Source organism: Micromonospora kangleipakensis (assembly GCF_004217615.1).
GTDB lineage: Bacteria > Actinomycetota > Actinomycetes > Mycobacteriales > Micromonosporaceae > Micromonospora > Micromonospora kangleipakensis.
The window spans coordinates 6,041,689-6,066,221 of the sequence record NZ_SHLD01000001.1; the positions used below are offsets into that span (position 1 = coordinate 6,041,689).

Genomic DNA, 24,533 nt, shown 5'->3' on the forward strand with positions numbered 1-24,533 from the left:
CCCGCCGTCCATCCGGCGGGCCCGCTCAGCGGACGTCCGGCAGCGGACCGTCCGGCGCGGCGCGGGGGCGCGGCACCACGGGCAGCTCCGCCTGACGGGCCAGCAGCGCCGCCGTCTCCTCGGCCGGCAGTGCGACCGCGAGCAACCACTCGACCAGCCGCTCGTACCGGGCCACGTCGGTCTCGGTGACCAGGCGCAGATCGGTGGTGAGCGTCTCCACCAGCACCGTCCGGGGATCGGCCGGATCGGGGAACGCGTAGTGCGAGAACCCCGTCAACGGCTGGACGTCGCCGTGCGGCGCCGCGTCCCGCGCCACCAGCCGGATGGTGACGTTCGGCCGGTCGGCGAGGGTCACCAGGTGCCGCAGCTGCTCCCGCCAGACCTCGACCGGCGTGCCGCCACGATCACAGACCCGCTCGTCGAGCAGCGCCGTGTACTCGGGTGGATCCGCCCGGCGCAGCACCTCCTGCCGCGCAAGCCGGGCCCGCAGGTCGGCCTCGACGTCCACCTCGTCGTCGAGCAGCGCACCGGCGGACACCCGCAGGCGCGCGTACGCCGGGGTCTGGAGCAGGCCGGGCACCACGGCGGGCTGGTACTCGACGAGACGGGCGACGCCCGCCTCCAACTCCGCGTACGCCCGCTGCCGCTCCCCCATCTCGCCCAGCGCTTTCGACCAGCCGCGGCCGGTCGCCGCGTCCCGGGCGATGACGATGAGCGCTTCCCGCTGGCCCGGCGGCACCGCGTAGACGTCGAACAGGTCGAGCACGTCGGCCAGATCCGGCCGGCTCTGGCCCAGCTCGATGCGGGACAACTTGGACGTGGACGCCCAGCCGAGCCGGCCGCAGACCTGCTCCAGGGTGAGCGACTCCCGGTGGCGCAGCCGGCGCAGCTCGGCGCCGAGCCGCACCCGCCGGATGACAGGACTTGCTGACAACGGCATCCCAGCCTCCCACCGAGGGAGAGTACGCACGGCCGTCACTCACGGCAATACCTCGCTCGCGGAGTGCGACCGGCCGTCAGAGTGCGCAGCAGGGGATCTGCCCCGGGGGCACGACGGCGGCCCCGGGGCCACGGCGGGGGCGGCGGCCCGGATCAGGGCCGGTAGGTGCCGAACGACCAGACGTTGCCGGCGAGGTCCCGGGCCGCGTAGTCGCGGGAGCCGTAGTCGGTGTCGAAGGGTTCCCGGACGATCTCGGCGCCCGCGGCGCGGGCGTGCGCGCAGTGCGTGTCGACGTCGTCGAGCGCGACGTAGACCGACCAGTCGTCGTCGGCCGGTCGGGGCAGCGCCTCGGACCGCTCGCCGAGCATGATCATGCCGGTGTCGAGGGTGAGCTCGGCGTGCGCCACCGAGCCGTCCGGGGCTTCGTGCACCGCGTGCACGGTGAAACCGAACGCGGTGCAGAGCCAGTCGATGGCGGCGCGGGCATCGGGGTACCTGAAGATCGGATACATGGTTCGCATGCCTCCACTGTGCCGCCCCGCCCGTCACCCCGGATTGGACGAATGTGACCTGGCGAGGCTGGCCGGCGTCGCCCCGGCGAACTCGCGGAACTCCCGGATCAGGTGCGACTGGTCGTAGTAGCCGTAGCGGACGGCCAGCTCGGCCGCGCCGGCCGGGGCGCCCTCGCCCGCCGGCCGATCGCCGGTCAGCGCCGCATGTGCCCCCGCGAACCGGAGCAGCCGGGCGGTGGTCTTCGGGGCCAGCCCCGCCTCGCGCCGGAACACGGTGGCCAGGTGGCGGCGGCTCCAGCCGAGCTCCTCGGCGAGCGGGCCGACACCCACCCGCCCGGCGCTGCCGGCCAGCCGTCGCCACGCCCACTCCAGTCGGGGATCGACCGGCTCGGCGGCGGCCAGCCGGGCGGCCACGGCGGCGTCGAGCAGGCGGAACCGCCCAGGCCAGTCGGGTGTCTCGGCGAGCCGGCACCGGAGCCGGTCGAGCCACCCGCCGGGGAACCGCTCCACCGCCACCGCCCGGTTGGCCAGTTCGCCTAGGGGCACGCCGAGGATCCGGCGGGCCGCCAACGGCGCCAGCAGGAGCTCCACCCCGGTGCCCACCCCGATCGTGCGGGTCAGGCAGTACGCGTCGAACGTGCCGGCCACGAAGGAGTCCACCTGATGAGCGCCGCGCTCGACGCACCGCGGGTCGACCACGTCCAGCGGCGCGCCCCAGCCGAGGATGAGCACCACGAAGGCGCCCGCCGCCTGGCGGCGCACCAGCGGCAGCTCCGCCCGCTCGCGGTAGCCGACGTACCGGTCGACGAACGGCCGCAGCCGGACGTCGGGACGACCGACGACGACCTCGAACGTGCCCATCCCCGGCCTCCGTCCGTCACCTCACGCCGGCGGCGTCCATCCCCCGCAGCTCCTTCTTGAGATCGGCGACCTCGTCGCGGATCCGGGCCGCCAGCTCGAACTGCAGCTCGCGCGCAGCGGCCAGCATCTGGTCGTTGAGCTCCTGGATGAGGTTGGCCAGGTCGGCCCGGGCCATCCCCTCCCGCGAGGGGGCGGCGCCGCCGGCCCGACTGCGGCTGCGGGTCTCCTTGACCGGCGCCTTGCCCCGGGAGAGCTGTCGCGCCGCGCCGCCGACCCGGCTGTTCTCGGTGTCCTCGGCCTCGCGGTAGATGTCGTCGAGGATGTCGTGGATCTTCTTACGCAGCGGCTCGGGGCTGATCCCGTGCGCCGCGTTGTGCGCGATCTGCTTGGCCCGCCGCCGGTTCGTCTCCTCGATCGCGCCCGCCATCGACGGGGTGATCTTGTCGGCGTACATGTGCACCTGGCCGCTGACGTTACGCGCGGCCCGGCCGATGGTCTGGATCAGCGACCGTCCGCTGCGCAGGAAGCCCTCCTTGTCCGCGTCGAGGATCGCGACCAGCGACACCTCGGGCAGGTCGAGGCCCTCGCGCAGCAGGTTGATGCCGACCAGGACGTCGTAGTCGCCCTTGCGCAGCTCGCGCAGCAGCTCGACCCGGCGCAGCGTGTCGACCTCGGAGTGCAGGTAACGCACCCGGATGCCGTTCTCCAGGAGGTAGTCCGAGAGGTCCTCGGCCATCTTCTTGGTCAGCGTGGTGACCAGCACCCGCTCGTCCCGCTCGGTGCGCAGCTTGATCTCGTGCATCAGGTCGTCGATCTGACCCTTGGTGGGCTTCACGATGACCTCGGGGTCGATCAGGCCGGTCGGGCGGATGACCTGCTCGACGAACTCACCCTGGGCCTGCTCCAGCTCCCACGGACCGGGGGTGGCGGAGAGGAAGACCATCTGGCCGACCCGCTCCAGGAACTCGTCGAAGCGCAGCGGCCGGTTGTCGGCGGCGCTCGGCAGTCGGAAGCCGTGGTCGATGAGCATCCGCTTGCGGGACGCGTCGCCCTCGTACATGCCGCCGATCTGCGGGATGGTCACGTGCGACTCGTCGACCACGGTGAGGAAGTCGTCCGGGAAATAGTCGAGCAGGCAGTGCGGCGGGCTGCCGGGCAGCCGGCCGTCGATGTGCATGGAGTAGTTCTCGATGCCGGAGCAGAAGCCGACCTGGCGCATCATCTCGAGGTCGTAGGTGGTGCGCATCCGCAGCCGCTGCGCCTCCAGCAGCTTGCCCTGCCGCTCCAGCTCGGCCAGCCGCTCGGCGAGCTCGGCCTCGATGTCGCGGGTCGCCCGCTCCATCCGCTCCGGGCCGGCCGCGTAGTGGGTGGCCGGGAAGATCAGCAGGTGGTCGACCTCCCGGACCACGTCGCCGGTGAGCGGGTTGAGGTAGTAGAGCTTCTCCACCTCGTCGCCGAAGAACTCGATCCGCAGCGCCAGCTCCTCGTACGCCGGGATGATCTCCAGCGTGTCGCCGCGGACCCGGAAGGTGCCCCGCTGGAAGGCCATGTCGTTGCGGGTGTACTGGATGTCGACCAGCCGGCGCAGCAGCTTGTCCCGCTCGATCTCCTGACCGACGCGGACCCGGACGGCGCGCTCGAGGTACTCCTCCGGGGTGCCCAGCCCGTAGATCGCCGAGACCGTGGCGACCACGATCGTGTCGCGCCGGGTGAGCAGCGACATGGTGGCCTTGTGGCGCAGCCGCTCGACCTCCTCGTTGATCGAGGAGTCCTTCTCGATGTAGGTGTCGGTCTGCGGGATGTACGCCTCGGGCTGGTAGTAGTCGTAGTAGGAGACGAAGTACTCCACCGCGTTGTGCGGGAGCAGCTCGCTGAACTCCTTGGCCAGCTGGGCGCAGAGGGTCTTGTTGGGCGCGAGCACCAGGGTCGGCCGTTGCAGCCGCTCGACCAGCCACGCGGTGGTGGCGCTCTTGCCGGTGCCGGTCGCGCCGAGGAGCACCGTGTTGCGGTCGCCGCGTCGGACCCGACGCTCAAGATCGTCGATGGCTGCCGGCTGGTCGCCGGCCGGCTGGAACTCGCTGACGACCTGGAAACGGCCGTCGAGCCGGGGAATGTCGAGCGCCATGACGTCAACCGTACGCCGCGGGTCCGACAGTTCCGGGCCGAGCACGGAGGGTCCGTGATCGGCTTCGATATTCCCATTGTGTGCCACATCTCACCGAGCTAGGCTCTCGACGTAGGCCGCTCGCGGCGGCCGACCGGGCCGGTGGCCCCCCTCAGGGGACGGCCGCCCCCGGCACCGAGGGTCGCAGCACCCGGACATCACCGGCGTGCGCATCCGACGTGGTCGCGCTGGAGGCGCTGACCGGCCGCCGCGAGCGCCCCTGCTCGTCACCCGATTCCCGCAGCCGCGTTATCCACTTGTGGAGACGTCTCCCGGGCGGCCCCCCCGCCCCACCCCCGTACCCGCCGCCGGCCGCCGCGGCCGACGCCCGCGGATCCCCGCACCGCCCACCGGGTCGGCCGCGCCGCCCACCGGAACCGCCCCGGTCGACCCCGGAACCGAGCCCGACCCCCGGACCGACCCGGACGGCGCGGGGGACCCGCCCGGGCGCCCGGGCCGGCGCCGGAGCATCCTGCTCGCGCTCGGGGTGGTGGCGACGGCCTCCGCCGCGGCGCTGGTCGCCGGGCTGGCGAGCTGGGACGCCCCCGAGCCGGCCGACCCGGCCCGCCCGTTGACCGCGGCCGAGGCGGAACGGCTGGCGGCGATGCGGGTCACCGCCTACCGGGACGTCCGCTCCGGGGTGCGCGTCACCGTCGGCGCCGGGGCGGCCCGGACCGAACTGGCGGGCTGGGTCGACTGGGCGCGGCCGCTGCTCTACCTCGACGTCGGCGGTCCGGGCGCCGGCCCGGACCGGGGCCTGGTCCAGGCCACCCCGACGGCGCTGATGGCCCGGCCGGACCCGACCGCGGCGGCCACTGCCGCCCCGCCACCGCTGGTGCCCCCGACCGACCGCTGGCAGCTGCGCGAACCTCCCCCCGGGCGCGGCCTGACCGCCGTGCGCGACCTGCTCCTCGCCTTGGGCGGGAACCGGCCCGACGCCGTCGCCGCCGAGGCGCGCTGGCTGGGCCGGGAGTCCACCGCCGGCACCTCGGTGGACGTGCTGCAGGCGCCGCTCACGGCCGGCCCGGCCGCCGTGGCCCCGGCGACCCCGGCACCGGTCCGGCAGTTCCGGCTCTGGCTCGACCAGGACGCCCGGCTGCACCGACTGACGGGACGGCTGCCCGACGACACACCGGTCACCGTGGAGCTGGAACGCAGCGACCGGCCGACCCTGCGACCGGTCGACGCCCTGGGTGGCCGGCCCGGTCTACCGCGGGCGCTCAGCGACGTCGAGGCGGACCGGTTGGCCCGGCTGCCGACCCGGCTACGGGCCGCCGGTGGCGCCGCGCTGACCGGGACCGCGCCGCTCGGCCCGACCGCGAACCTGCGCGCCGCCGGCTGGCTGAGCTGGGCGGGCTCCGCCGCGTACCTCGCGGTGGGCGAGGCCGGCACGCCCGGACGTCGGACGCTGCTGCGCCACCAGGCGGGCCGGGTCGCCCGGGTGGCGGTCCCGGCGGACGGCGGCACGGCGGAGCTGCCGGCCCGACCGCCGCTGCCGCCGCCGGCCGGCGTCTCCTGGCCGCGCCCCACGTCCTCGACCGACGACCTGGACCGGCTGGTCGGCGCCGCGCTGCGGGCGGCTGGCCCGCCGGTCGACGCCCGCTCGGCGGTCCGGCTGCGCGGCGACCGGCTGGCCGGGCGCACCGTCGACGTCATCGAGTTGCGCGGCCAACTTCGCTACTGGATCGACCGGGCCGGGCTGCTGCGCCGGGTGGAGCTGCGGACCGGGCGCGGCGTGTGGGCGCAGCTCGACCTCACCCCGGGGCGGGTCCCGGCGCCGCCCACGGCCACGCCGCCGCCCCGGCCCACCGCCCGGTGAGGCCGGGCTGATCTGGTCGAGCCAACCCGACCAGATCGAGAACCCGCCGAGCCGGCCGACGGCCGGTCAGGGGCGGGCCGTCAGGGCCGCCAGCCGGTCCGCTCGGCCCACTCCTCGGCCCGGAGGTGCTCCTCGTCGAACCAGGGGTCCTTCAGCGTGCCGTAGGTCGCGCTGTCCGGGGCCGAGGCCACCAGCTCCCGCTTGAGGTGCAGGTAGGCGGCCCGCTGGTCCGGGTCGGCGCGCAGGTGGTCGCGCATCAGCAGGGCGTACCGCCAGGCCGGGGAGCCGGCCACCCGCAGGTGCAGGTGCACCGGACGGCCGGGGTCCGCGCTGCCGTGCAGCCGCTTCTCCCACCGTCCGCTGCCGGCCCGACGAGGGTTGTCCCACCACTCGCCGGGCAGCCGGGGGAAGCCGGCGTCCGCGAGCCGCTCGGCGAGCGGCCCGTCCGCCTCGGCCAGCGACGGCACGCCGAGCTGGATGTCGATGACGTCCTTCGCGGCGAGCCCGGGCACGGCGGTCGAGCCGATGTGCTCGATGCACAGGTCGGCGGGGGCGAGCGCGTGCCGGATCCGGGCGGCCAGCCGGGCGTACTGCTCGGGCCAGGTCGGGTCGGGCTCGGTGAGCACCGCCTGCTCCGGCCGGATCGCCCGCCGCGCCCGCAGGTTCCCCTCGTAGGGGACCAGCCGGTCGCGCCACAGCCCGTCCACCGCCGCGTGCAGCTCCGCCAGGTCACCGTCGTTGCTCAGCACCACGTCGGCCGCCGCGCGCCGGCGGGCGTCGTCGGCCTGCGCGGCGATCCGCCGCTCGGCCTCCGCGCGGTCCATGCCGCGATCGCGGGTCAACCGCTCCAGCCGGGTGGTCACCGCCGTCTGCACGACCACCACCAGGTGGTACGTCGGCGCGAGCCCCACCTCCACCAGCAGCGGTACGTCGTTGACCACGACGGCGTGCGACGGCGCCGCGGCGACCAGCTCGGCGGTACGCGCCCGCACCCGGGGATGAGTGATCGCCTCCAGCCGGCGGCGGGCCGCCTCGTCGGCGAAGACGACCGCGCCCAGCGCCGCCCGGTCCAGCGCGCCGTGGGCGTCGAGCACCCGGTCGGAGAAGGTCGCGACGATCTCGGCCAGCCCGGCGCTGCCCGGGGCGACCACCTCGCGGGCAACGTGGTCGGCGTCGATCACCACCGCGCCGAGCGCGGCCAGCCGGGCCGCCACGGCGCTCTTGCCGGACCCGATCCCACCGGTCAGTCCCACCATCAGCACCGGACCAGTCAACCCGATCACCCGTCCGCTGCCAAACGGGGCCGGCACGGGACGGCGCCGGACATGGCGAGGGCCCCGCCCCCGGCGACCCGGTGGAACCGGATCGCGGGGGCGGGGCCCGTCGTCGTCAGCGGGTCACTTGCCGCCGGCGAGCTTCTCCCGCAGAGCGGCGAGCGCCTCGTCGGTGGCCAGGGTGCCAGCCGGCTCCTCGGCCTGCCGGCTCGGGGCCGTGGTGGTCGTGGTGGTGGTGCCACCGGCGGCCACGGCCGGAGCCGGGTTGGCAGCGGCCTCGGCGTCGGCGGCCCGGGAGGTCTGCACCTGCTTGGTGTGGGCCTCCCAGCGCTGACGCGCCTCGGCGTACTGGCTCTCCCAGGTCTCGCGCTGCTTGTCGTACCCCTCGAGCCACTCGCCCGTCTCCGGGTCGAAGCCCTCGGGGTAGATGTAGTTGCCCTCGGCGTCGTAGGTCGCGGCCATGCCGTAGAGGGTCGGGTCGAAGTGCTCCTCGCCCTCGACGAAGCCCTCGTTGGCCTGCTTCAGCGACAGCGAGATCCGGCGGCGCTCCAGGTCGATGTCGATGACCTTGACCATGACCTCGGAGCCGACCTGAACGACCTGCTCCGGGATCTCCACGTGGCGCTCGGCCAGCTCGGAGATGTGGACCAGGCCCTCGATGCCGTCGTCCACCCGGACGAAGGCGCCGAACGGCACCAGCTTGGTGACCTTACCCGGCACGATCTGCTGGATCGCGTGGGTGCGGGCGAACTGCCGCCACGGGTCCTCCTGGGTCGCCTTCAGCGACAGCGAGACCCGCTCGCGGTCCAGGTCGACATCCAGGACCTCGACCTCGACCTCCTGGCCGACCTCGACGACCTCGGACGGGTGGTCGATGTGCTTCCAGGAGAGCTCGGAGACGTGCACCAGGCCGTCCACGCCGCCCAGGTCGACGAACGCGCCGAAGTTGACGATCGAGGAGACGACGCCCTTGCGGACCTGCCCCTTCTGGAGCTTGTTGAGGAACTCGGTGCGCACCTCGGACTGCGTCTGCTCCAGCCAGGCCCGGCGGGACAGGACCACGTTGTTGCGGTTCTTGTCCAGCTCGATGATCTTGGCCTCGAGCTCGCGGCCGACGTACGGCTGCAGGTCGCGCACCCGCCGCATCTCGACGAGCGAGGCGGGCAGGAAGCCGCGCAGCCCGATGTCGAGGATGAGACCACCCTTGACGACCTCGATGACCGAGCCGCGGACGACACCGTCCTCGTCCTTGATCTTCTCGATCGTGCCCCAGGCCCGCTCGTACTGCGCCCGCTTCTTGGAGAGGATCAGACGACCCTCCTTGTCCTCCTTCTGGAGGACCAGGGCCTCGATGTGGTCACCGACCGAGACGACCTCGGCAGGGTCCACGTCGTGCTTGATCGACAACTCCCGAGAGGGGATGACACCCTCGGTCTTGTAGCCGATGTCGAGCAGGACCTCGTCCCGATCGACCTTGACGACGGTGCCTTCGACAATGTCGCCGTCGTTGAAGTACTTGATGGTCTCGTCGATCGCGGCGAGGAAAGCCTCCTCGGAACCGAGATCGTCGTGGGTGACCCGGGTGGCGCTCGAGGGGGCCTCGATGCTGCTCGTCATGTGGGCGGTTGCTCCGGTCGGATGGGTTGTCACAGCAGGCGTGGTGTCGCGGTGACCTTTTCGCGCCAGCGGATTCGCCGCCGGGCACACCGAACGATCGCCAAGTGAAGATCATTAGTGGCTCCGGTGACCGCGCACCTGCTCCCTGCCGAGGCACACGATCCGCGAGCGCATCGTCTAGCCTACCCGCTGCATTACCACAGCGTGCAAGCCCTCCCGTCTCCTCGCGACCTCGTCAACTGCGAAAGCGGAGATTTCGAACGGTAAGGTGCCACGGCTGTCTCGTCCGTCACATCCGCACCACCCGCCCCACCGCTCGGTGCGGCCGACGGGCCGGGAACGGGGCGCGGGGCCTAGCGTGAGCGGGTGGATGACGACAGGGTGACCCGACGCCGGGTCGGCGACGCCGAGGTACGCCGGGCCAACCGGGGCTGGTGGGACACCGACGCCGACGACTACCAGGCGGAGCACGGCGCGTTCCTGGGCGACGTGGACTTCGTCTGGTGCCCCGAGGGGCTGCGCGAGGCCGACGCCCGACTGCTCGGCGACCTCGCCGGCCGCCGGGTGCTGGAGCTCGGCAGCGGCGCCGCGGCGGCCGCCCGGTGGCTGGCGACCCAGGGCGCCCGGCCGGTCGCCCTGGACCTCTCCGCCGGCATGTTGCGGCACGCCGCGCTCGCCGCCGCCAGCACCGGCGTACGCGTGCCGCTGGTGCAGGCCGACGCCCTCGCCCTGCCCTTCGCCGACGCGGCGTTCGACACCGCCTGCACGGCGTTCGGCGCGATCCCGTTCGTCGACGACTCCGCCGCGGTGATGCGGGAGGTGTTCCGGGTGCTGCGCCCCGGCGGCCGCTGGGTCTTCTCGGTGACCCACCCGATGCGCTGGATCTTCCTCGACGACCCCGGCGAGGGCGGGCTGACCGCGGTGCACTCGTACTTCGACCGCTCCCCCTACGTCGAGCAGGACGAGCGCGGGGCGGCCACCTACGTCGAGCAGCACCGCACCCTCGGGGACCGGATCCGGGAGATCGTCGGCGCCGGCTTCCGCTTCCTGGACCTGGTGGAGCCGGAGTGGCCCGAGGGGCACGAGGGGATCTGGGGGCAGTGGAGCCCGCTGCGCGGCCGCCTCTTCCCCGGCACCGCCATCTTCGTCGCCGAGAAGCCTGCCGAGGGGTAGTCGTCGTTTCCGCTCGCCGGCCCCGGGTACCCCGCGGGCATGGCTGAGAAGGAGTTCCGCAGGGGCGACCACGTCTCCTGGGCCAGCCACAGCGGCCGGGCGCACGGCGTGGTCAAGGAGAAGCTCATCGACCGGACGCACATCCGCGGGCACCCCGTCAACGCCTCGGAGGATGACCCGCAGTACCGGATCCGCAACGACGACTCGGGCCGGGACGTCGCCCACCGACCGGATGCGCTGCGCCATGAACCGAAGTGACGGCGGCCGGGACACCTATCGGGAGTTCACCGAGGCGGTGAACATGAAGCCCGGCGAGCTGTCGACGTGGCTGGAGACCGACGAGTCCAAGCACGTCGGTTGGCGGAAGAAGGGCACCAAGGGCGGCGAGTCGGTCGGCCACGAGTCCGGCCGTAAGATCATCGAGCTGCTGCGGCGCAAGCGCGACCAGCTCTCCGAGGGCGACTACAAGCACATGCGCAAGGTCGTCGGGTACGTACGGCGGCACATGGCGCAGCGACCGAGCGGCGACGTCCGCGAGACCCGGTGGCGGTTCTCCCTGATGAACTGGGGTCACGACCCCCTCAAGGCTCCGCTTCCACCGCCGGGCGGCCCGTCCCGGCGGGCCCTCGAGAGGCGCGGCACCCCACCGAAGGCGCGCCGCGGACCGGGACGGTAACCCGCGAATCAGTGGTCGGCGCTGTTCCAGTCGCGGCCCTCGCCGACGGAGACCTCCAGCGGCACCGACAGCGGGTACGCCTCGCCCATCTCCTTGCGCACCAGCGCCTCCAGGGCCTCCCGCTCGCCCGGGGCGACCTCGAGGACCAGCTCGTCGTGCACCTGGAGCAGGATCCGGGAACGCAGCCCGGCGTCGCGCAGCGCGCTGTCGACGTGCAGCATGGCGACCTTCATGATGTCGGCCGCGGAGCCCTGGATCGGGGCGTTGAGCGCCATCCGCTCGGCGATCTCCCGGCGCTGCCGGTTGTCGCTGACCAGGTCGGGCAGGTAGCGCCGACGGCCGAGAATGGTCGAGGTGTAGCCGTCCTGGCGGGCCCGGGCGACCACCTCCTGCAGGTAGTCGCGGACGCCGCCGAAGCCGGTGAAGTAGTTCTCCATCAGCCCGCGCGCCTCCTCGGCGCTGATCCCGAGCTGCTGGGAGAGGCCGAACGCGCTCAGCCCGTACGCCAGGCCGTAGTTCATCGCCTTGATCTTGCGCCGCTGGTCGGGGGTGACCGCGCCGACCTCGACCGAGAAGACCGACGAGGCGGTGGCGGCGTGGAAGTCGTGGCCCGAGTTGAACGCCTCGATCAGCGCGTCGTCCGACGACAGGTGCGCCATGATCCGCATCTCGATCTGGCTGTAGTCGGCGGTGAGCAGGCACTCGTAGCCCTCCCCCACCACGAAGGCGCGACGGATCCGCCGACCCTCCTCCGTGCGGATGGGGATGTTCTGCAGGTTGGGCTCGGTGGAGGAGAGCCGACCGGTGGCCGCCACCGTCTGGTTGAACGTGGTGTGGATCCGGCCGTCGTCGGAGACCGACTTGAGCAGCCCGTCGACGGTCGACTTGAGCTTGGCCACGTCCCGGTGGCGCAGCAGGTGCTCCAGCACCGGGTGCGGCTGCTGCGCGTGGAGCCACTGCAGGGCGTCCGCGTCGGTGGTGTAGCCGGTCTTGATCTTCTTGGTCTTCGGCAGGCCCAGCTCGTTGAAGAGGATCTCCTGGAGCTGCTTGGGCGAGCCGAGGTTGAACTCCCGCCCGACCGCCGCGTAGGCGCCCTGCGCGGCGGCCTTCACCTCGGCGGCGAAGTGCGCCTCCAGCTCCGACAGGTAGTGCGTGTCGGCGGCGATGCCGGTGCGCTCCATCGCGGCGAGCACCCGCATCAGCGGCAGCTCCACCCCGGCCATCAGCCGGAGGGACTGCTCGCCGTCGCGGGACAGCTCGGCGTCGATCGCGTCGGCCAGGTCGAGGGTGGCCCGGGCCTGGAGCATCAGGTTCTGCTCGACCTCGCCGTCGCCGCCCAGCCCCTCCAGGGTGAGCTGGCCGGTCTCCGGCGCGTCGACCCGCAGCTCCCGGTGCAGGTAGCGCAGCGCCAGGTCGGTGAGGTCGTAGGAGCGCTGGTCGGGGCGGGCCAGGTAGGCGGCGATCTGGGTGTCCCGGGCGATGCCGGCCAGCTCCCAGCCGTGCGCGGCGAAGGCGAGCACCGCCGGCTTGCTGTCGTGCAGCACCTTGGGGCGCTCGGCGTCGGCCAGCCAGCCGGCGAGGGCCGACTCGTCGGCCGGCTCGAGGGTGGCCGGGTCGAACCAGGCGGCCGCGCCGGGGGCGGTGGCCAGGGCCATCCCGGTCACCGAGGCGGTGTGCCGCCGGTTGGGGCCGGTGTCGAGCTTGACCGCCAGCCCGACGGGGGTGCCGACCGGGGCGTGCGTCTCCAGCCAGCCGGCCAGGGCGCCGGGCTCGGTGAGCATCTCCCCGGTCAGGTCGAAGCCGGCCTCGGCCTCCGGCTCCACGGCCTCCAGGTACTGGTAGAGCCGGTCGCGCAGGATGCGGAACTGCAGGGTGTCGAAGACCTGGTGCACGGCCTCCCGGTCCCAGCCCTGCCAGCGGGCGTCCTCGGGGTGGACGGGCAGCTCCAGGTCGGAGACCAGGCAGTTGATCTCGTAGTTGCGGATCACGTCGGCGAGCCGCTCGCGCAGGCTGTCGCCGGCCTTGCCCTTGATCTCGTCGGCCCGGGCGATGACGCCCTCCACCCCGCCGTACGTGTTGATCCACTTGGCCGCGGTCTTCGGGCCCACGCCCGGGATGCCGGGGAGGTTGTCGCTGGTCTCGCCGACCAGGGCGGCCAGGTCGCGGTAGCGCTGCGGGCCGACGCCGTACTTCGCCTCGACCGCGGCCGGGTCCATCCGGGCCAGGTCCGAGACGCCCTTGCGCGGGTACAGCACGGTGACGCTGTCGCCGACGAGCTGGAACGCGTCCCGGTCGCCGCTGGTGATCAGCACCTGCATGCCCTGGTCGCGGGCCTGGCAGGCGAGGGTGGCGATGACGTCGTCGGCCTCGTAACCCTCCTTCTCCACGACCGGGATGCGCAGCGCGGCGAGGACCTCCTTGACCAGGCTGACCTGGCCCTTGAAGTCGGTCGGGGTCTCGCTGCGGCCGGCCTTGTACTCGGCGTACCGGTCGGTGCGGAAGGAGCGGCGGGAGACGTCGAACGCGACCACGATGTGGCTGGGCTGCTCGTCGCGGAGCACGTTGATCAGCATCGAGGTGAAGCCGTACACCGCGTTGGTGGGCTGGCCCGTCGTGGTGGAGAAGTTCTCCACCGGCAGGGCGAAGAACGCCCGGTATGCCAGGGAGTGTCCGTCGACGAGGAGCAGGCGCGGCGTCGTAGCTGTCACGGCAGCGACTCTAGTCCGTACGACCGACATCCCTCCCACGGCGGCACTGCGCCGGCGCCGGAAACCCGATGCCCGGCGCACCCGGCGCGAAAACGCCCACGGCCGGCCACCCCCGCGAGGGGGGCGGCCGGCCGCGTCGGTACGACCTCAGGCCACGCCGAGGTACGCCTCCTTGACCGCCGGGTCGTGCAGCAGGTCCTGGCCGGACCCCTCCTTGACGATCCGGCCGGTCTCCAGCACGTAGCCGCGGTGGGCCCGGGAGAGCGCCTGCTGGGCGTTCTGCTCCACCAGCAGGATGGTCGTGCCCTGCTCGTTGATCCGCGTGATGATCTCGAAGATCTGCTGGATCAGCATCGGGGCCAGCCCCATCGACGGCTCGTCGAGCAGCAGCAGCCGCGGCCGGGCCATCAGCGCCCGACCGACCGCGAGCATCTGCTGCTCACCGCCGGAGAGCGTGCCGCCGGCCTGCTTGCGCCGCTCGGCCAGCCGGGGGAAGAGGTCCATGACCATCTTCAGGTCCTCGGCGATGCCGGCCCGGTCCCGGCGGGTGTACGCACCCATCTCCAGGTTCTCCAGGACGGTCATGCCGGGGAAGACGCCCCGGCCCTCGGGCGCCTGCCCGATGCCCCGGACCACCCGCAGGTCGGCGCGCATCCGGGTGACGTCGGTGCCGTCGAAGACGATCGAGCCCTGGGCCACCGGGCGCAGCCCGGAGATGGCCCGCATGGTGGTGGTCTTGCCGGCGCCGTTGGCGCCGATCAGGGCCACCACCTCGCCCTCGTTGACCGCCAGGCTGATCCCGTGCAGCGCCTGGATCCGGCCGTACAGCAGGGTCAGGTCCTTGATCTCAAGCAGCATCGGTCGGCACCCCCAGGTACGCCGCGATCACCTTCGGGTCCTCGCGGACCTCGGCCGGCAGGCCCTCGGCGATCTTCTTGCCGAACTCCAGCACCACGATCCGATCGGTCACGCCCATGACGAGACGCATGTCGTGCTCGATCAGCAGCACCGTCGTGCCGTTGTCCCTAATCTTACGGATCAGGCCGAGCAGTTCCTCCTTCTCGGCCGGGGTGAAGCCGGCGGCCGGCTCGTCCAGGCAGAGCAGGGTGGGATCGGTCGCCAGGGCCCGGGCGATCTCCAGCCGCCGCTGCTCGCCGTACGAGAGGTTGCGCGACAGCTCGCCGGCGCGGCGCTCGATACCGACGAAGCGCAACAGCTCGTACGCCTTGTCCCGGCCCTGCCGCTCCTCGCGCCAGTGCCGGGGCAGCCGGAACATCGCGGAGATCACGCTGGTCCTGTGGTGGGCGTCCGCGCCCACCATCACGTTCTCCAGCGCGGTCATCTCCGGGAAGAGCCGGATGTTCTGGAACGTCCGGGCGATGCCGGCCTTGGTGATCCAGGACCGGCGCCTGCCGTTGGTGCGCTGCCCCTTGAACCGGATCTCGCCCTCGGTGGGCCGGTAGACGCCGGTCATCGCGTTGAAGCAGGTCGTCTTGCCGGCGCCGTTCGGGCCGATCAGGCCGAGGATCTCCCCCTTGTACAGGGTGAACGCGACGTCGTTGAGGGCGACCACACCGCCGAAGCGGAGGGTGACGTGGTCGACCTCCAGCAGCGGCTCCCGGCCGGCCGGGTCCGTGTTGCCGGGGGTGGTCTCCACCGGCTCGTCCGGGCCCTTCTCCGGCGGGGTGCCGACGGTGCTGCGACCGTCGTCGGCGATGTCCCGCTCGCTGGTCTCGTCCCGCTCGCTGTGCATCTGCGGCTCACTCATTGGGCACCGTCTCCTGTGGAACCGCTTCCTTGCGCCGGTCTGCGAACTCGGCCGCCCGCCGCCGGTTGGGCACGATGCCCTGCGGTCGGAAGATCATCATGACGATGACGACCAGGCCGAAGACGAGGATCCGGTACTCGGCCGCGTTGAACTCGACCCCGATCAGATCGCCGACGCCGCGCAGCCACTCCGGGAGGTACCAGGTGATCGCGCCACCGACGATGGCGCCCTTGATGTTACCGGCGCCGCCGAGAATGACCGCGGCGAGCACCAGGATCGAGCTTTCCAGCTGGAAGCTGTCCGAGTTGATGAACGTCTGCTTGCCGGCGAAGATCGCGCCGGTGAGGCCACCGACCGCCGCGCCGATGGCGAACGCCCAGAGCTTGTACTTGAACGTCGGCACGCCCATGATCTCGGCGGCGTCCTCGTCCTCCCGGATGGCGACCCAGGCCCGGCCGACCCGGCTGTTGGCCAGGTTCCGCATCGCGAAGATGATCACGATGATCAGGGTCAGGATCAGCCAGTAGTAGGGCTTGGAGTCCACCACGCCGAACAGCGGCTTGCCGTCCGAGCCGGTGCCCGGTGGGTGCGGCACCTGCGGGATGCCCCGCTGGCCCCCCAGCAGGCCATCCTGCCGAGCGGCGTAGAGCCGGATCATCTCGGCGAAGCCGAGGGTCACGATGGCCAGGTAGTCACCGCGTAGCCGCAGGGTCGGACCACCGAGGATCACCCCGGAGATCATCGCCACCGCGATCGCCACCGGCACCGCCGCCAGCCAGGGCCAGTTCGTCCCGAACCGGCTCTCCGGCGAGGTCAACAGCGCCACCGTGTACGCGCCGACCGCGTAGAAGCCGAAGTAGCCGAGGTCGAGCAGGCCGGTGAAGCCGACCACGACGTTCAGACCGACCGCCAGCAGGACGAAGATCGCGGTGTCGAAGAGCACCGCCGCGAAATCCGACTTGGTGGTGTAGAAGGCGAAGTACTCGCTGCCGATCGGGAAGCCCAGGTACTCGTAGAACCACTTGTTGGGCAGGATGTAGAGCAGGACCACCAGCGCCGCGATCGCGGTCCAGCGCACCTGCTTTGGCATCGCCGCCCAGCGACCCTTGAGCGCCGAGGTCCGTCCCTTGTCCACGGTGGCGGTCATGCGCGCGCCCTCCCGAGAGATTCGCCGAGCAGGCCGGTGGGCCGGAACATCAGCAGCACGACCAGCAGCACGAAACCGGTGAAGTCCTTCCATTCTCCACCGAAGAGCCCGGCCGCGTAGTTCTCCACCACCCCCAGCAGCAGGCCGCCGAGCAGCGCGCCCCGCAGGTTGCCGATGCCGCCGAGCACCGCGGCCGAGAAGGCCTTGAGCCCGATCAGGAAGCCGACGTTGAACTTGGTGAAGCCGTAGCGGACGTCCCAGAGCAGGGCGGCCACGCCGGCCATGATGCCGCCGAGCACGAAGACCAGCAGGATGACCCGGTTCTTGTTGACGCCCATCAGGGCGGCGGTGTCCGGGTCCTGGGCGACGGCGCGGATGCCCCGCCCGAGCCGGCTGCGGTTCACGAACTGGTCCAGGCCGACCATCATCAGCAGGGTCACGGCGAGGATCAGCAGCTGGATGTTGGTCACCGCGGCGCCGAAGACGGTGAAGACCGTCTCCGACGGGATCAGCGTCGGCATGCCGAACGGCGCGCGCTCGGTGCCGATGCCGAACGACTCGGAGAGCACGAACGAGGCGCCGATGGCGGTGATGAGGAAGGCCAGTGGCGGGGCGTTCCGCCGGCGCAGCGGGCGGTAGGCGACCAGTTCGACGGTGACCGCGGTGGCCGCCGAGGCGACCATCGCGACGGCGAGGCCGGCGAGGATCGCCACGATCAGCGGGCCGAAGGCCGGCGCCGGGGAGTTCTGGTTGTAGCCGAGGGCCTCCCAGGTCCACAGGGCGGTGAAGGTACCGACCATGAAGACCTCGGAGTGGGCGAAGTTGATCAGGCGCAGGACGCCGTACACCAGGGTGTAGCCGAGGGCGACGAGCGCGTAGATCGCGCCCTGTTCCAGCCCGGTGATGGTCAGTGCCGGGAAGTTCCCGAACAGCTCATCGAAGTTCAAGTGAGGGCTCCAACTGTTGCGGCCAAGCGGCGCGGCCGGGAGGAAGACTCCCGGCCGCACACACCTGGTGTCCCCTGTCGGGACCGGACAGAACCGGTCAGGACTTGGGGATCTCGATGTCGGGGACGACCTTGCCCGCGTTCACCTTGAACGCCCAGACCAGCACCTGGGTCGGGTCCAGCTCACCGTTGGCCTCGAACTTGTAGGTCACGCCGGTGGCGCCACCCGCCTTGTTGTAGGACTTGATGAAGCTGAGCAGGTCGGCGCGGGTGCCCTTGCCGGCCTTGATGCCCTCCAGCATGATCTTGGTGATGTCGTACGACACGTCGGCGTAGGTGCCCGGCTCGGCGTTGTCGAAGGCCGCCTTGTAGTCGGTCACGAAGGTGCCCTTGGCCGCGGTGGCCGGGGCGCACGGGCAGGTCAGGATGGTGCCCTCGGCGACCTGCTCGCCAGCGACCTTGATGAAGTTGGCGTCGTTGACGCCGTCACCGGCGACCATCGTGCCCTTCCAACCCGCGCCCTTGAGCTGCTTGAGCAGCAGGCCGGCCTCGGTGTAGTAGCCACCGAAGAAGAGGACGTTGGCGCCGCTGCTCTGGATCTTGGTGACGACGGCGGAGAAGTTGGTCTGCTTGACCTGGATCTTGTCCTGGCCGGCGGGGGTGCCGATGATCTTCTTGACCTCGTCCACCAGGCCCGCGCCGTACGCCGACTGGTCGTCCACGACGTAGACCTTGTCGGCCTTGAGCACGTTCTTGATGTAGCGACCGGCCGCCGGGCCCTGGGAGGTGTCGTTACCGACGCCCCGGTGGAAGATCTTCCAGTTCTTGGTGCTCAGGCTCGGGCGGGTGGCCGACGGGGTGATGATCGGCAGCCCGGCCTGGTCGAAGATCGGGTCGGCGACCTCGGACTCACCCGAGAACGACGGGCCGTTGATGCCGACGACCTTGCTGTCGCTGACGGCCTGCTGGGCCAGCGGGGCGGCCTTCGCCGGGTCACCCTGCGAGTCGTACTCGGCCAGGTTGACCTTGCAGTCCGCGTTGTCCTTGTTGTACTGGTCGATGGCCAGCTTGGCGCCGTTGCGCATGTGGATACCGAGACCCGCGGCGTCACCGGTCAGCGGGCCGAAGAAGCCGATCTTCAGGTCGCAGGCGGCCTTCCCGCCGCCGGCCTCATTACCGCTGTCGGCCTTGCAGGCCGCGCCACTGAAAACGAGCGCGGTGATGGCCACGCCACCAAGCACCCGTGCGAGCTTCTGCCTCACGGCTCGTACCCTCCTCCGTCCGAAGGCCCGGACCACCCACCGCGAATTGGACCTTGCAGGGTTGGCCGGACCGACCGCGATCCCGGTCTGGGCCGGGACGTTATCCCACCGGCGGGGTATGCCGTAAGACCTAGATAGCGGGGTTGACCTAACCGTTACGTTGAGTGGCCGGATTCACGGATGTGCTGTAACACACGCGCCCGCGAGATGGGAAAATCGGACATCCGACACCGGGCGGAAACCCGCTGGTGGGAGGGTCAGCCGGGACCCCACGGCCCGCGCGCCGACCAGATCGTGGCCCCTAATTTGTTGTCCTCCAGCAACAGAACGGCCTCCCCGGCACCGGCCACCGCCACCGTGCGGTCGCTGCCCGCCGGCACCGCCACCGGCAGGGCCACCGGCGACCAGGCCGCGCCATCCCGGGAGAACCACCCGGCACCGGTCATCCCGCCCGCGACCACCGCGAGCGCACCGTCGGCGACCGCGGTCAGCCCCCATACCCGGCCCGGCCGGGCCGTCCCCGCGCCGCCGAAGCCGCCGCCCGCGCGCCAGCTCCCGCCGTCACCCAGCCAGGCGCCCAGGCCGTCGCCCCGGCGGCCGACGGCCACCGCGCGCTCCCCCACCCGGACCACCCGCTGCAGATCCGCGTCGACCCCGCCCGCCGGCAGCACCGCACGCCGCCAGGCCCGACCGTCCGGCGAGGTCCACACCGCCGGATCCACGCCGGTACGCCCCGACGGCAGCACCGAACCCACCATGAGCCACCCCGACGCGGTCGCCGTACCGTCCGCCGCCCACGGCCGGCCGGTCGCGTCCGTGGCCAGCCCCGGCACCCCGCTGACCAGCCGGAAGTCGGTGCCGTCGGCGGAGACCCAGGCCGCCGCCCCGGTGGCCCGGTTACCGGAGATCAGCCAGCCGCGTGGGCCGCCCGCGATGCGGCCCACGTTCACCGCGTCCGGGCCGCCGAACACCTCGAACTCGGCCGGCACCTCCACCAGCGATCCGTCGGCCACCTGCCGCCAGGTGCTGATCCGCGGATTGCCGTGCACCCCGCCGCTCTTGCCGCCCACCGCCGCCAGCCGGCCGTCCCGGCAGCCCGCCGCGGTCAGCACGTTCTCCTCGCCGTACGGGCTGCGCGGCACCGGACGCAGCGCCGTCCAGGCGAGGGCGTCGGTGCTGGTCCACGCCGCGGGGCGGGTGCCACCCGCCGCGTCGGCGACCGCCCCCACCACGAACCACCGGCCCGCGCAGGCCGTCGCGTCCCGCAGCAGCAGCCGCCCGGACGCGCCGGGCGGCGCCGGCAGCGTCACCGGCTGCCAGGCCGGGTGGGCCGGCTCCGGCGCCGGGTCGGCGTGCCCGGTCGACCGGCAGCCGGCCAGCAGCACGGCCGTCAGGCCGAGCACCGCCAGGGGACGCCGAGCACGCATGACCGCGATCGTATCGACCGCCGACGAGATACGGGGCCCGCCGACGCGCCGATTTCCCGCGCCGGCGATCGGTCGGGCGCGGGCCTTGCGAGACCGGTCCGCCGTGCGCCGCCGGTCGGCCGCGCGCGGGCGTGCGCCGGTCGCGCGGGGCGATCGCGACGGGAGGCGGGCGGTCAGGAGGCGGGCTGGGTCACCTCGCCGCCGGCGGTCTCGGCGAGGATCCGCTCGGCGACCTCCTTCATGGTCATCCGGTGGTCCATCGCGGTGCGCTGGATCCACTTGAACGCCTGCGGCTCGGTCATCCCGTACGTGGTCATGAGCGCGCCCTTGGCGCGCTCCACGGTCTTGCGGATCTCCAGCCGGTCGGTGAGGCCGGCCACCTCCGCCTCCAGCGCGGCGATCTCCGAGTAACGGGAGAGGGCGATCTCCACCGCCGGCACCAGGTCGCTCTTCTGGAACGGCTTGACCAGGTACGCCATCGCGCCGGCCGCCCGGGCCCGCTCCACCAGGTCCCGCTGGCTGAACGCGGTCAGGATGATCACCGGGGCGATCCGGGCGCCGGCGATCCGCTCGGCGGCGGCCAGCCCGTCCATGATCGGCATCTTGATGTCGAGGATGACCAGGTCCGGCTTCAGCTCCTCGGCGAGCTTGACGGCGGTCTCGCCGTCACCGGCCTCGCCGACCACCTCGTAACCCTCTTCGACCAGCATCTCGGCCAGGTCCAGCCGGATGAGCGCCTCGTCCTCGGCGATCAGTACGCGCCTGCGCTCGGCATCCGTCTGCGTCTCGGCCACGAGCCACTCCCACCATCGATCTCGGCACGGCTACCACCCATGCTGCCGTATGAGCCTAGTCGGGTACAGTGAGCCACACCCCCTTGAGGGTGACGCCGGGATGGAGGAATCGGCAGACTCTGATGCCTCAAAAGCATCTGCCCGAAAGGGCGTGCGGGTTCGAGTCCCGCTCCCGGCACTCTTGTCATACACCTGTTCGATGATGTGGGCGTGCACCCACCCGAGATACGCGCCCGAGCTCGACGCCTCTACCTCTCCGGCGCGACCGTCGCTGAGGCCGCGCGCAGCGTGGGCTTGTCCTACCCCACCGTTCGTCAATGGTGTAAAGACCGCCCGGAACCGAAGCGACAGGGCAGCGCGTCCCGCTGCTTCCGTTGCCGTCCGGACGTCGACAATCCGATAGACCCTGCGGCATACAGCTACCTGCTGGGCCTGTATCTCGGTGACGGCCACCTGGTCACCTCGGCCCGGGTGCCCGTGCTGCGGATCTCTTGCAGCAACGCGTGGCCCGACCTGATCAGCGCCTGCGACGCGGCGATGCGATCGGTACTGGCGGCCAGGGTTCAGCGCGTCCAGCAGCAAGGTTGTGTCAGCGTGCAGAGCTACGGCAAGCACTGGCCGTGCCTGTTCCCTCAACACGGTCCGGGCAAGAAGCACGAACGGTCGATCGTTCTCGCCGACTGGCAGCGCGTGATCGTGGAAGCTCACGCGGGGCACTTCCTGCGGGGGCTTTTCCACTCCGACGGCTGCCGGATCAGCAACCGGGTCACCGTCCGCGGCAAGGAGTACATCTATCCGCGCTACCTGTTCACCAACGAGTCCGCCGACATCATGGGCCTCTGCCAGTGGGCGCTGGACCTGCTCGGCATCGCCTGGAAGATGAACCGCCGCAACTCGCTCTCCGTCGCCCGCCGGGAGGCCGTCGCCGCCCTCGACCGGCACGTCGGCCCGAAGTCCTGACCGGCCTATGCTCCTGCCATGACCCCCACCGGATCCGGATCCCCGGCACCCGCCCCGCGCACCCGTACCGACGCCGCATGAGGGTCGTCGTCTTCGGCGCGACCGGGATGGTCGGGCAGGGTGTGCTGCGGGAGTGCCTGCTCGCCGACGACGTGGAGAGCGTGCTGGTCGTCGGCCGCACCGGCACCGGGCTACGGCACCCGAAGCTGCGCGAGATCATCCACCGCGACTTCACGGACTTCGCCCCGATCGCCGACGAACTCACCGGCCTCGACGCCTGCTTCTACTGCCTCGGGGTCTCCGCCGCCGGACTGAACGAGGCGGACTACACCCGCGTCACCTACGACTACACTCTCGCGGCGGCGCGCACCCTCGCCGAGGCGAGCCCCGGGCTCACCTTCGTCTACGTCTCCGGTGCCGGCACCGATTCGTCGGAGCGGGGGCGGGCCAGGTGGGCGCGGGTCAAGGGCCGGACGGAGAACGCGGTGCTCGCGCTCCTGCCCAACGGGTACGCCTTCCGGCCGGGTTTCATCCAGCCGATGCACGGCGCGGTGTCGAAGACCGGCTGGTACCGGGTGCTGTACCGGATCACGACGCCGCTCTATCCGGTACTGCGCCGGCTCTTCCCGGGTCAGGTCACGACCACCGAGCTGGTCGGCCGCGCGATGCTGCGAGTGGCCCGGGAAGGTTCTCCCCGGCGGGTGCTGGAGAGCCGCGACCTGGGCTGAGGGGCGCTCAGCCGATCGCGGCGAGCGCCCGTTCCAGGTCGGCACGGAGGTCCTCGGGGTCCTCCAGCCCGACGGAGACCCGCAGCAGCCCGCCGCACGGCTTGGCCTCCCCCGCCACCGGCCGGTGGGTCAGCGACGCCGGGTGCTGGATCAGGGTGTCCACCCCGCCGAGCGACACCGCGTGGGTGATCAGCTCGCAGGCCCCGGCGACGGCCGCCGCGGCGGGCGCGCCGCCGCGTACCTCGAAGGCGAGCAGGCTGCCGGTGCCGGACATCTGCCGGCCGACCAGCCCGGCCGGGTCGTGCACCACCGGGTGGTGGACCCGCTCGACGGCGGGGTGGCCGGCGAGCCAGATGGCCAGCTTCTCCGCGCCGGCCTGCTGGGCGCGGACCCGCAGCGGCAGCGTCTGCAGGCCGCGGTGCAGGAGGTACGCGCCGAGCGGGTGCAGGATCGCCCCGGTGACGGCGCGGACCTGGCGCAGCCGGGCGGCCCAGCCGGGGTCGCAGGCGACCACGCCGGCGAGGACGTCGCCGTGGCCGCCGATGCTCTTGGTGGCGCTGTGCAGCACCAGCGCGGCGCCGTGCCGGGCGGGCTGCTGGAGCACGGGGGTGGCGACGGTGTTGTCGACCAGCAGGGGGACGTCGCCGGCGGCGGCGGCCAGGGCGCCGATGTCGACCAGGTCGAGGGTGGGGTTGGCCGGGGTCTCGACGATGACCAGCGCGGTGTCGGGGCGGACGGCGGCGGCGACCTCGTCCGGGCGGGCCCAGGTGACCTCGGTGCCGAGCAGGCCCGTGGCGAGCACGTGGTCGGTGCCGCCGTAGAGGGGGCGGACGGCGACGATGTGGCGTTTCCCGTCGCGGGTGGCGGCGAGCAGGGCGGCGGTGAGGGCGGCCATGCCGCTGGCGAAGGCGACGGCCTCGGCGGTGCCCTCGAGTTCGGCGAGCGCGGTCTCGAACCGGGCCACGGTGGGGTTCCAGAGCCGCTGGTAGACGGCGCTGCCGCCGGCCGGGAGGGTGCCGCCGGTGGCGAGGGTCTCGTACGCGTCGCCGCCGTCGTCGACCGACGGCAGCGGGTTGGTGGTGGAGAGGTCGATGGGCGGCACGTGGACGCCGAGACCGGCGAGGTCGTCGCGCCCGGCGTGCACGGCTCTGGTGTCCACGGCTGTCATGACCGGAAGGGTCGAACATCAGCCCAGCAAGAGGCAATAGATGCGAAGAAGATTCTGCTGCCAGCTCTTCCAACGTTCTACGGTTCGGTGAAGGATGCTCACATGCCCGTTGCACCGAATGATGTGCGGCCGTTCGCGGCCCTGGACGACGTCGACCGCGCGATCCTGACCGAGCTGGCCGCCGACGGCCGGCTGCCGAACAACGCCCTCGCCGAGCGGGTGGGGGTGGCGCCCTCGACGTGCCTGACCCGGACCCGGGCGCTGCGCGAGTGCGGGGCGATCCGCGGCTTCCACGCCGAGGTCGATCCGGCCGCGGTGGGGCTGCCGTTGCAGGCGCTGGTGTCGGTGCGGCTGACCGCGCACGAACGGGCGGCGGTGGACGCGTTCCGGGCCCGGTCGGTCCGGCTGCCGGGGGTGGTGTCGGTGTTCCACGTGGCCGGCGCGGAGGACTACGTGCTGCACGTGCGGGCGGCCTCCGGGGACGCGCTGCGGGACTTCGTGCTCGACCACCTGGCGGTGGATCCGGCGGTGCAGCACACCCAGACCAGCCTGATCTTCGAGCAGGCGCGCGGTATGGGCTAGGGCACCA

Annotated in this window: 22 protein-coding genes and 1 tRNA gene; 8 read left to right on the forward strand and 15 right to left on the reverse strand. The window is 72.3% G+C overall.

Features of this window, described 5'->3' with window-relative positions; all coding sequences use genetic code 11:
- Positions 1–25: 25 nt before the first annotated feature.
- The 4 genes from EV384_RS28835 to uvrB all read right to left on the reverse strand — a co-directional run bounded on the left by EV384_RS28835 (position 26) and on the right by uvrB (position 4,438).
- On the reverse strand, positions 26–940 hold the full coding sequence (locus tag EV384_RS28835; RefSeq protein WP_130338216.1) for a helix-turn-helix domain-containing protein: 915 nt from the start codon (positions 938–940) through the stop codon (positions 26–28).
- Positions 941–1,092: 152 nt separating this feature from the next.
- Entirely contained in the window at positions 1,093–1,461 is a 369-nt protein-coding gene (locus EV384_RS28840; RefSeq protein ID WP_130338218.1) for a VOC family protein, read from the reverse strand.
- 24 nt (positions 1,462–1,485) lie between these two features.
- On the reverse strand, positions 1,486–2,313 hold the full coding sequence (locus EV384_RS28845) for a helix-turn-helix domain-containing protein (RefSeq protein WP_130338220.1): 828 nt from the start codon (positions 2,311–2,313) through the stop codon (positions 1,486–1,488).
- Between the two features lie 16 nt (positions 2,314–2,329).
- Positions 2,330–4,438: an excinuclease ABC subunit UvrB gene (gene uvrB / locus EV384_RS28850; protein WP_130338222.1), complete on the reverse strand. Its 2,109-nt coding sequence runs from the start codon at positions 4,436–4,438 to the stop codon at positions 2,330–2,332.
- A 298-nt stretch (positions 4,439–4,736) separates the two neighbouring features.
- Between uvrB and EV384_RS28855 the strand changes: the two genes are divergently transcribed.
- Positions 4,737–6,296: a hypothetical protein gene (locus EV384_RS28855; protein WP_207232503.1), complete on the forward strand. Its 1,560-nt coding sequence runs from the start codon at positions 4,737–4,739 to the stop codon at positions 6,294–6,296.
- An 80-nt stretch (positions 6,297–6,376) separates the two neighbouring features.
- Here the strand turns inward: EV384_RS28855 and coaE are convergent, their stop codons facing one another.
- A complete protein-coding gene (gene coaE / locus EV384_RS28860; RefSeq protein ID WP_130338224.1) occupies positions 6,377–7,558 on the reverse strand; it encodes a dephospho-CoA kinase in 1,182 nt (393 codons plus the stop codon).
- A 135-nt stretch (positions 7,559–7,693) separates the two neighbouring features.
- Positions 7,694–9,187, reverse strand: a complete 1,494-nt coding sequence (gene rpsA, locus EV384_RS28865) for a 30S ribosomal protein S1 (protein ID WP_130338226.1) — start codon at positions 9,185–9,187, stop codon at positions 7,694–7,696.
- 366 nt (positions 9,188–9,553) lie between these two features.
- Between rpsA and EV384_RS28870 the strand changes: the two genes are divergently transcribed.
- The 3 genes from EV384_RS28870 to EV384_RS28880 are packed head-to-tail and all read left to right on the forward strand — an operon-like array spanning position 9,554 to position 11,036.
- Positions 9,554–10,360 (forward strand): class I SAM-dependent methyltransferase, encoded by an 807-nt coding sequence (locus EV384_RS28870; RefSeq protein WP_130338228.1) that lies wholly within the window; start codon positions 9,554–9,556, stop codon positions 10,358–10,360.
- Between the two features lie 39 nt (positions 10,361–10,399).
- Positions 10,400–10,618 (forward strand): hypervirulence associated TUDOR domain-containing protein, encoded by a 219-nt coding sequence (locus EV384_RS28875; protein WP_130338230.1) that lies wholly within the window; start codon positions 10,400–10,402, stop codon positions 10,616–10,618.
- Entirely contained in the window at positions 10,605–11,036 is a 432-nt protein-coding gene (locus EV384_RS28880) for a DUF3140 domain-containing protein (RefSeq protein ID WP_130338232.1), read from the forward strand. Before EV384_RS28875 ends, EV384_RS28880 begins: the two co-directional genes overlap by 14 nt.
- Before the next feature lie 8 nt (positions 11,037–11,044).
- Here EV384_RS28880 and polA read toward each other — a convergent pair whose 3' ends face one another.
- From polA to EV384_RS28920, 8 genes are all read right to left on the reverse strand, one after another.
- Complete coding sequence (gene polA, locus EV384_RS28885) at positions 11,045–13,744, reverse strand: DNA polymerase I (protein WP_130338234.1); 2,700 nt, start codon at positions 13,742–13,744, stop codon at positions 11,045–11,047.
- 147 nt (positions 13,745–13,891) lie between these two features.
- The gene (locus EV384_RS28890; RefSeq protein WP_130338236.1) at positions 13,892–14,602 is read right to left on the reverse strand and encodes an ABC transporter ATP-binding protein; all 711 of its coding nucleotides are present in this window, start codon (positions 14,600–14,602) and stop codon (positions 13,892–13,894) included.
- The gene (locus EV384_RS28895; RefSeq protein ID WP_207232504.1) at positions 14,592–15,512 is read right to left on the reverse strand and encodes an ABC transporter ATP-binding protein; all 921 of its coding nucleotides are present in this window, start codon (positions 15,510–15,512) and stop codon (positions 14,592–14,594) included. The genes EV384_RS28890 and EV384_RS28895 overlap by 11 nt, the downstream gene beginning before the upstream one ends.
- Positions 15,505–16,659, reverse strand: coding sequence for a branched-chain amino acid ABC transporter permease (locus EV384_RS28900; protein ID WP_130338238.1), 1,155 nt, complete (start codon positions 16,657–16,659; stop codon positions 15,505–15,507). The genes EV384_RS28895 and EV384_RS28900 overlap by 8 nt, the downstream gene beginning before the upstream one ends.
- On the reverse strand, positions 16,656–17,606 hold the full coding sequence (locus tag EV384_RS28905; protein ID WP_130338240.1) for a branched-chain amino acid ABC transporter permease: 951 nt from the start codon (positions 17,604–17,606) through the stop codon (positions 16,656–16,658). The genes EV384_RS28900 and EV384_RS28905 overlap by 4 nt, the downstream gene beginning before the upstream one ends.
- A 97-nt stretch (positions 17,607–17,703) precedes the next feature.
- A complete protein-coding gene (locus tag EV384_RS28910) occupies positions 17,704–18,867 on the reverse strand; it encodes a branched-chain amino acid ABC transporter substrate-binding protein (protein ID WP_130338242.1) in 1,164 nt (387 codons plus the stop codon).
- 257 nt (positions 18,868–19,124) lie between these two features.
- The gene (locus EV384_RS28915; RefSeq protein WP_130338244.1) at positions 19,125–20,294 is read right to left on the reverse strand and encodes a hypothetical protein; all 1,170 of its coding nucleotides are present in this window, start codon (positions 20,292–20,294) and stop codon (positions 19,125–19,127) included.
- Between the two features lie 173 nt (positions 20,295–20,467).
- On the reverse strand, positions 20,468–21,088 hold the full coding sequence (locus EV384_RS28920) for an ANTAR domain-containing response regulator (protein WP_109801938.1): 621 nt from the start codon (positions 21,086–21,088) through the stop codon (positions 20,468–20,470).
- Positions 21,089–21,182: 94 nt separating this feature from the next.
- Between EV384_RS28920 and EV384_RS28925 the strand changes: the two genes are divergently transcribed.
- From EV384_RS28925 to EV384_RS28935, 3 genes are all read left to right on the forward strand, one after another.
- A tRNA-Leu gene (locus tag EV384_RS28925) sits at positions 21,183–21,266 on the forward strand.
- 32 nt (positions 21,267–21,298) lie between these two features.
- A complete protein-coding gene (locus tag EV384_RS28930; RefSeq protein ID WP_130338246.1) occupies positions 21,299–22,048 on the forward strand; it encodes a helix-turn-helix domain-containing protein in 750 nt (249 codons plus the stop codon).
- A gap of 77 nt (positions 22,049–22,125) precedes the next feature.
- Positions 22,126–22,776, forward strand: coding sequence for an NAD-dependent epimerase/dehydratase family protein (locus EV384_RS28935; RefSeq protein ID WP_130338248.1), 651 nt, complete (start codon positions 22,126–22,128; stop codon positions 22,774–22,776).
- Between the two features lie 7 nt (positions 22,777–22,783).
- Here the strand turns inward: EV384_RS28935 and EV384_RS28940 are convergent, their stop codons facing one another.
- On the reverse strand, positions 22,784–23,944 hold the full coding sequence (locus EV384_RS28940; RefSeq protein WP_130338250.1) for a trans-sulfuration enzyme family protein: 1,161 nt from the start codon (positions 23,942–23,944) through the stop codon (positions 22,784–22,786).
- Positions 23,945–24,046: 102 nt separating this feature from the next.
- Between EV384_RS28940 and EV384_RS28945 the strand changes: the two genes are divergently transcribed.
- On the forward strand, positions 24,047–24,526 hold the full coding sequence (locus EV384_RS28945; protein WP_130338252.1) for an Lrp/AsnC family transcriptional regulator: 480 nt from the start codon (positions 24,047–24,049) through the stop codon (positions 24,524–24,526).
- Positions 24,527–24,533: the final 7 nt, after the last annotated feature.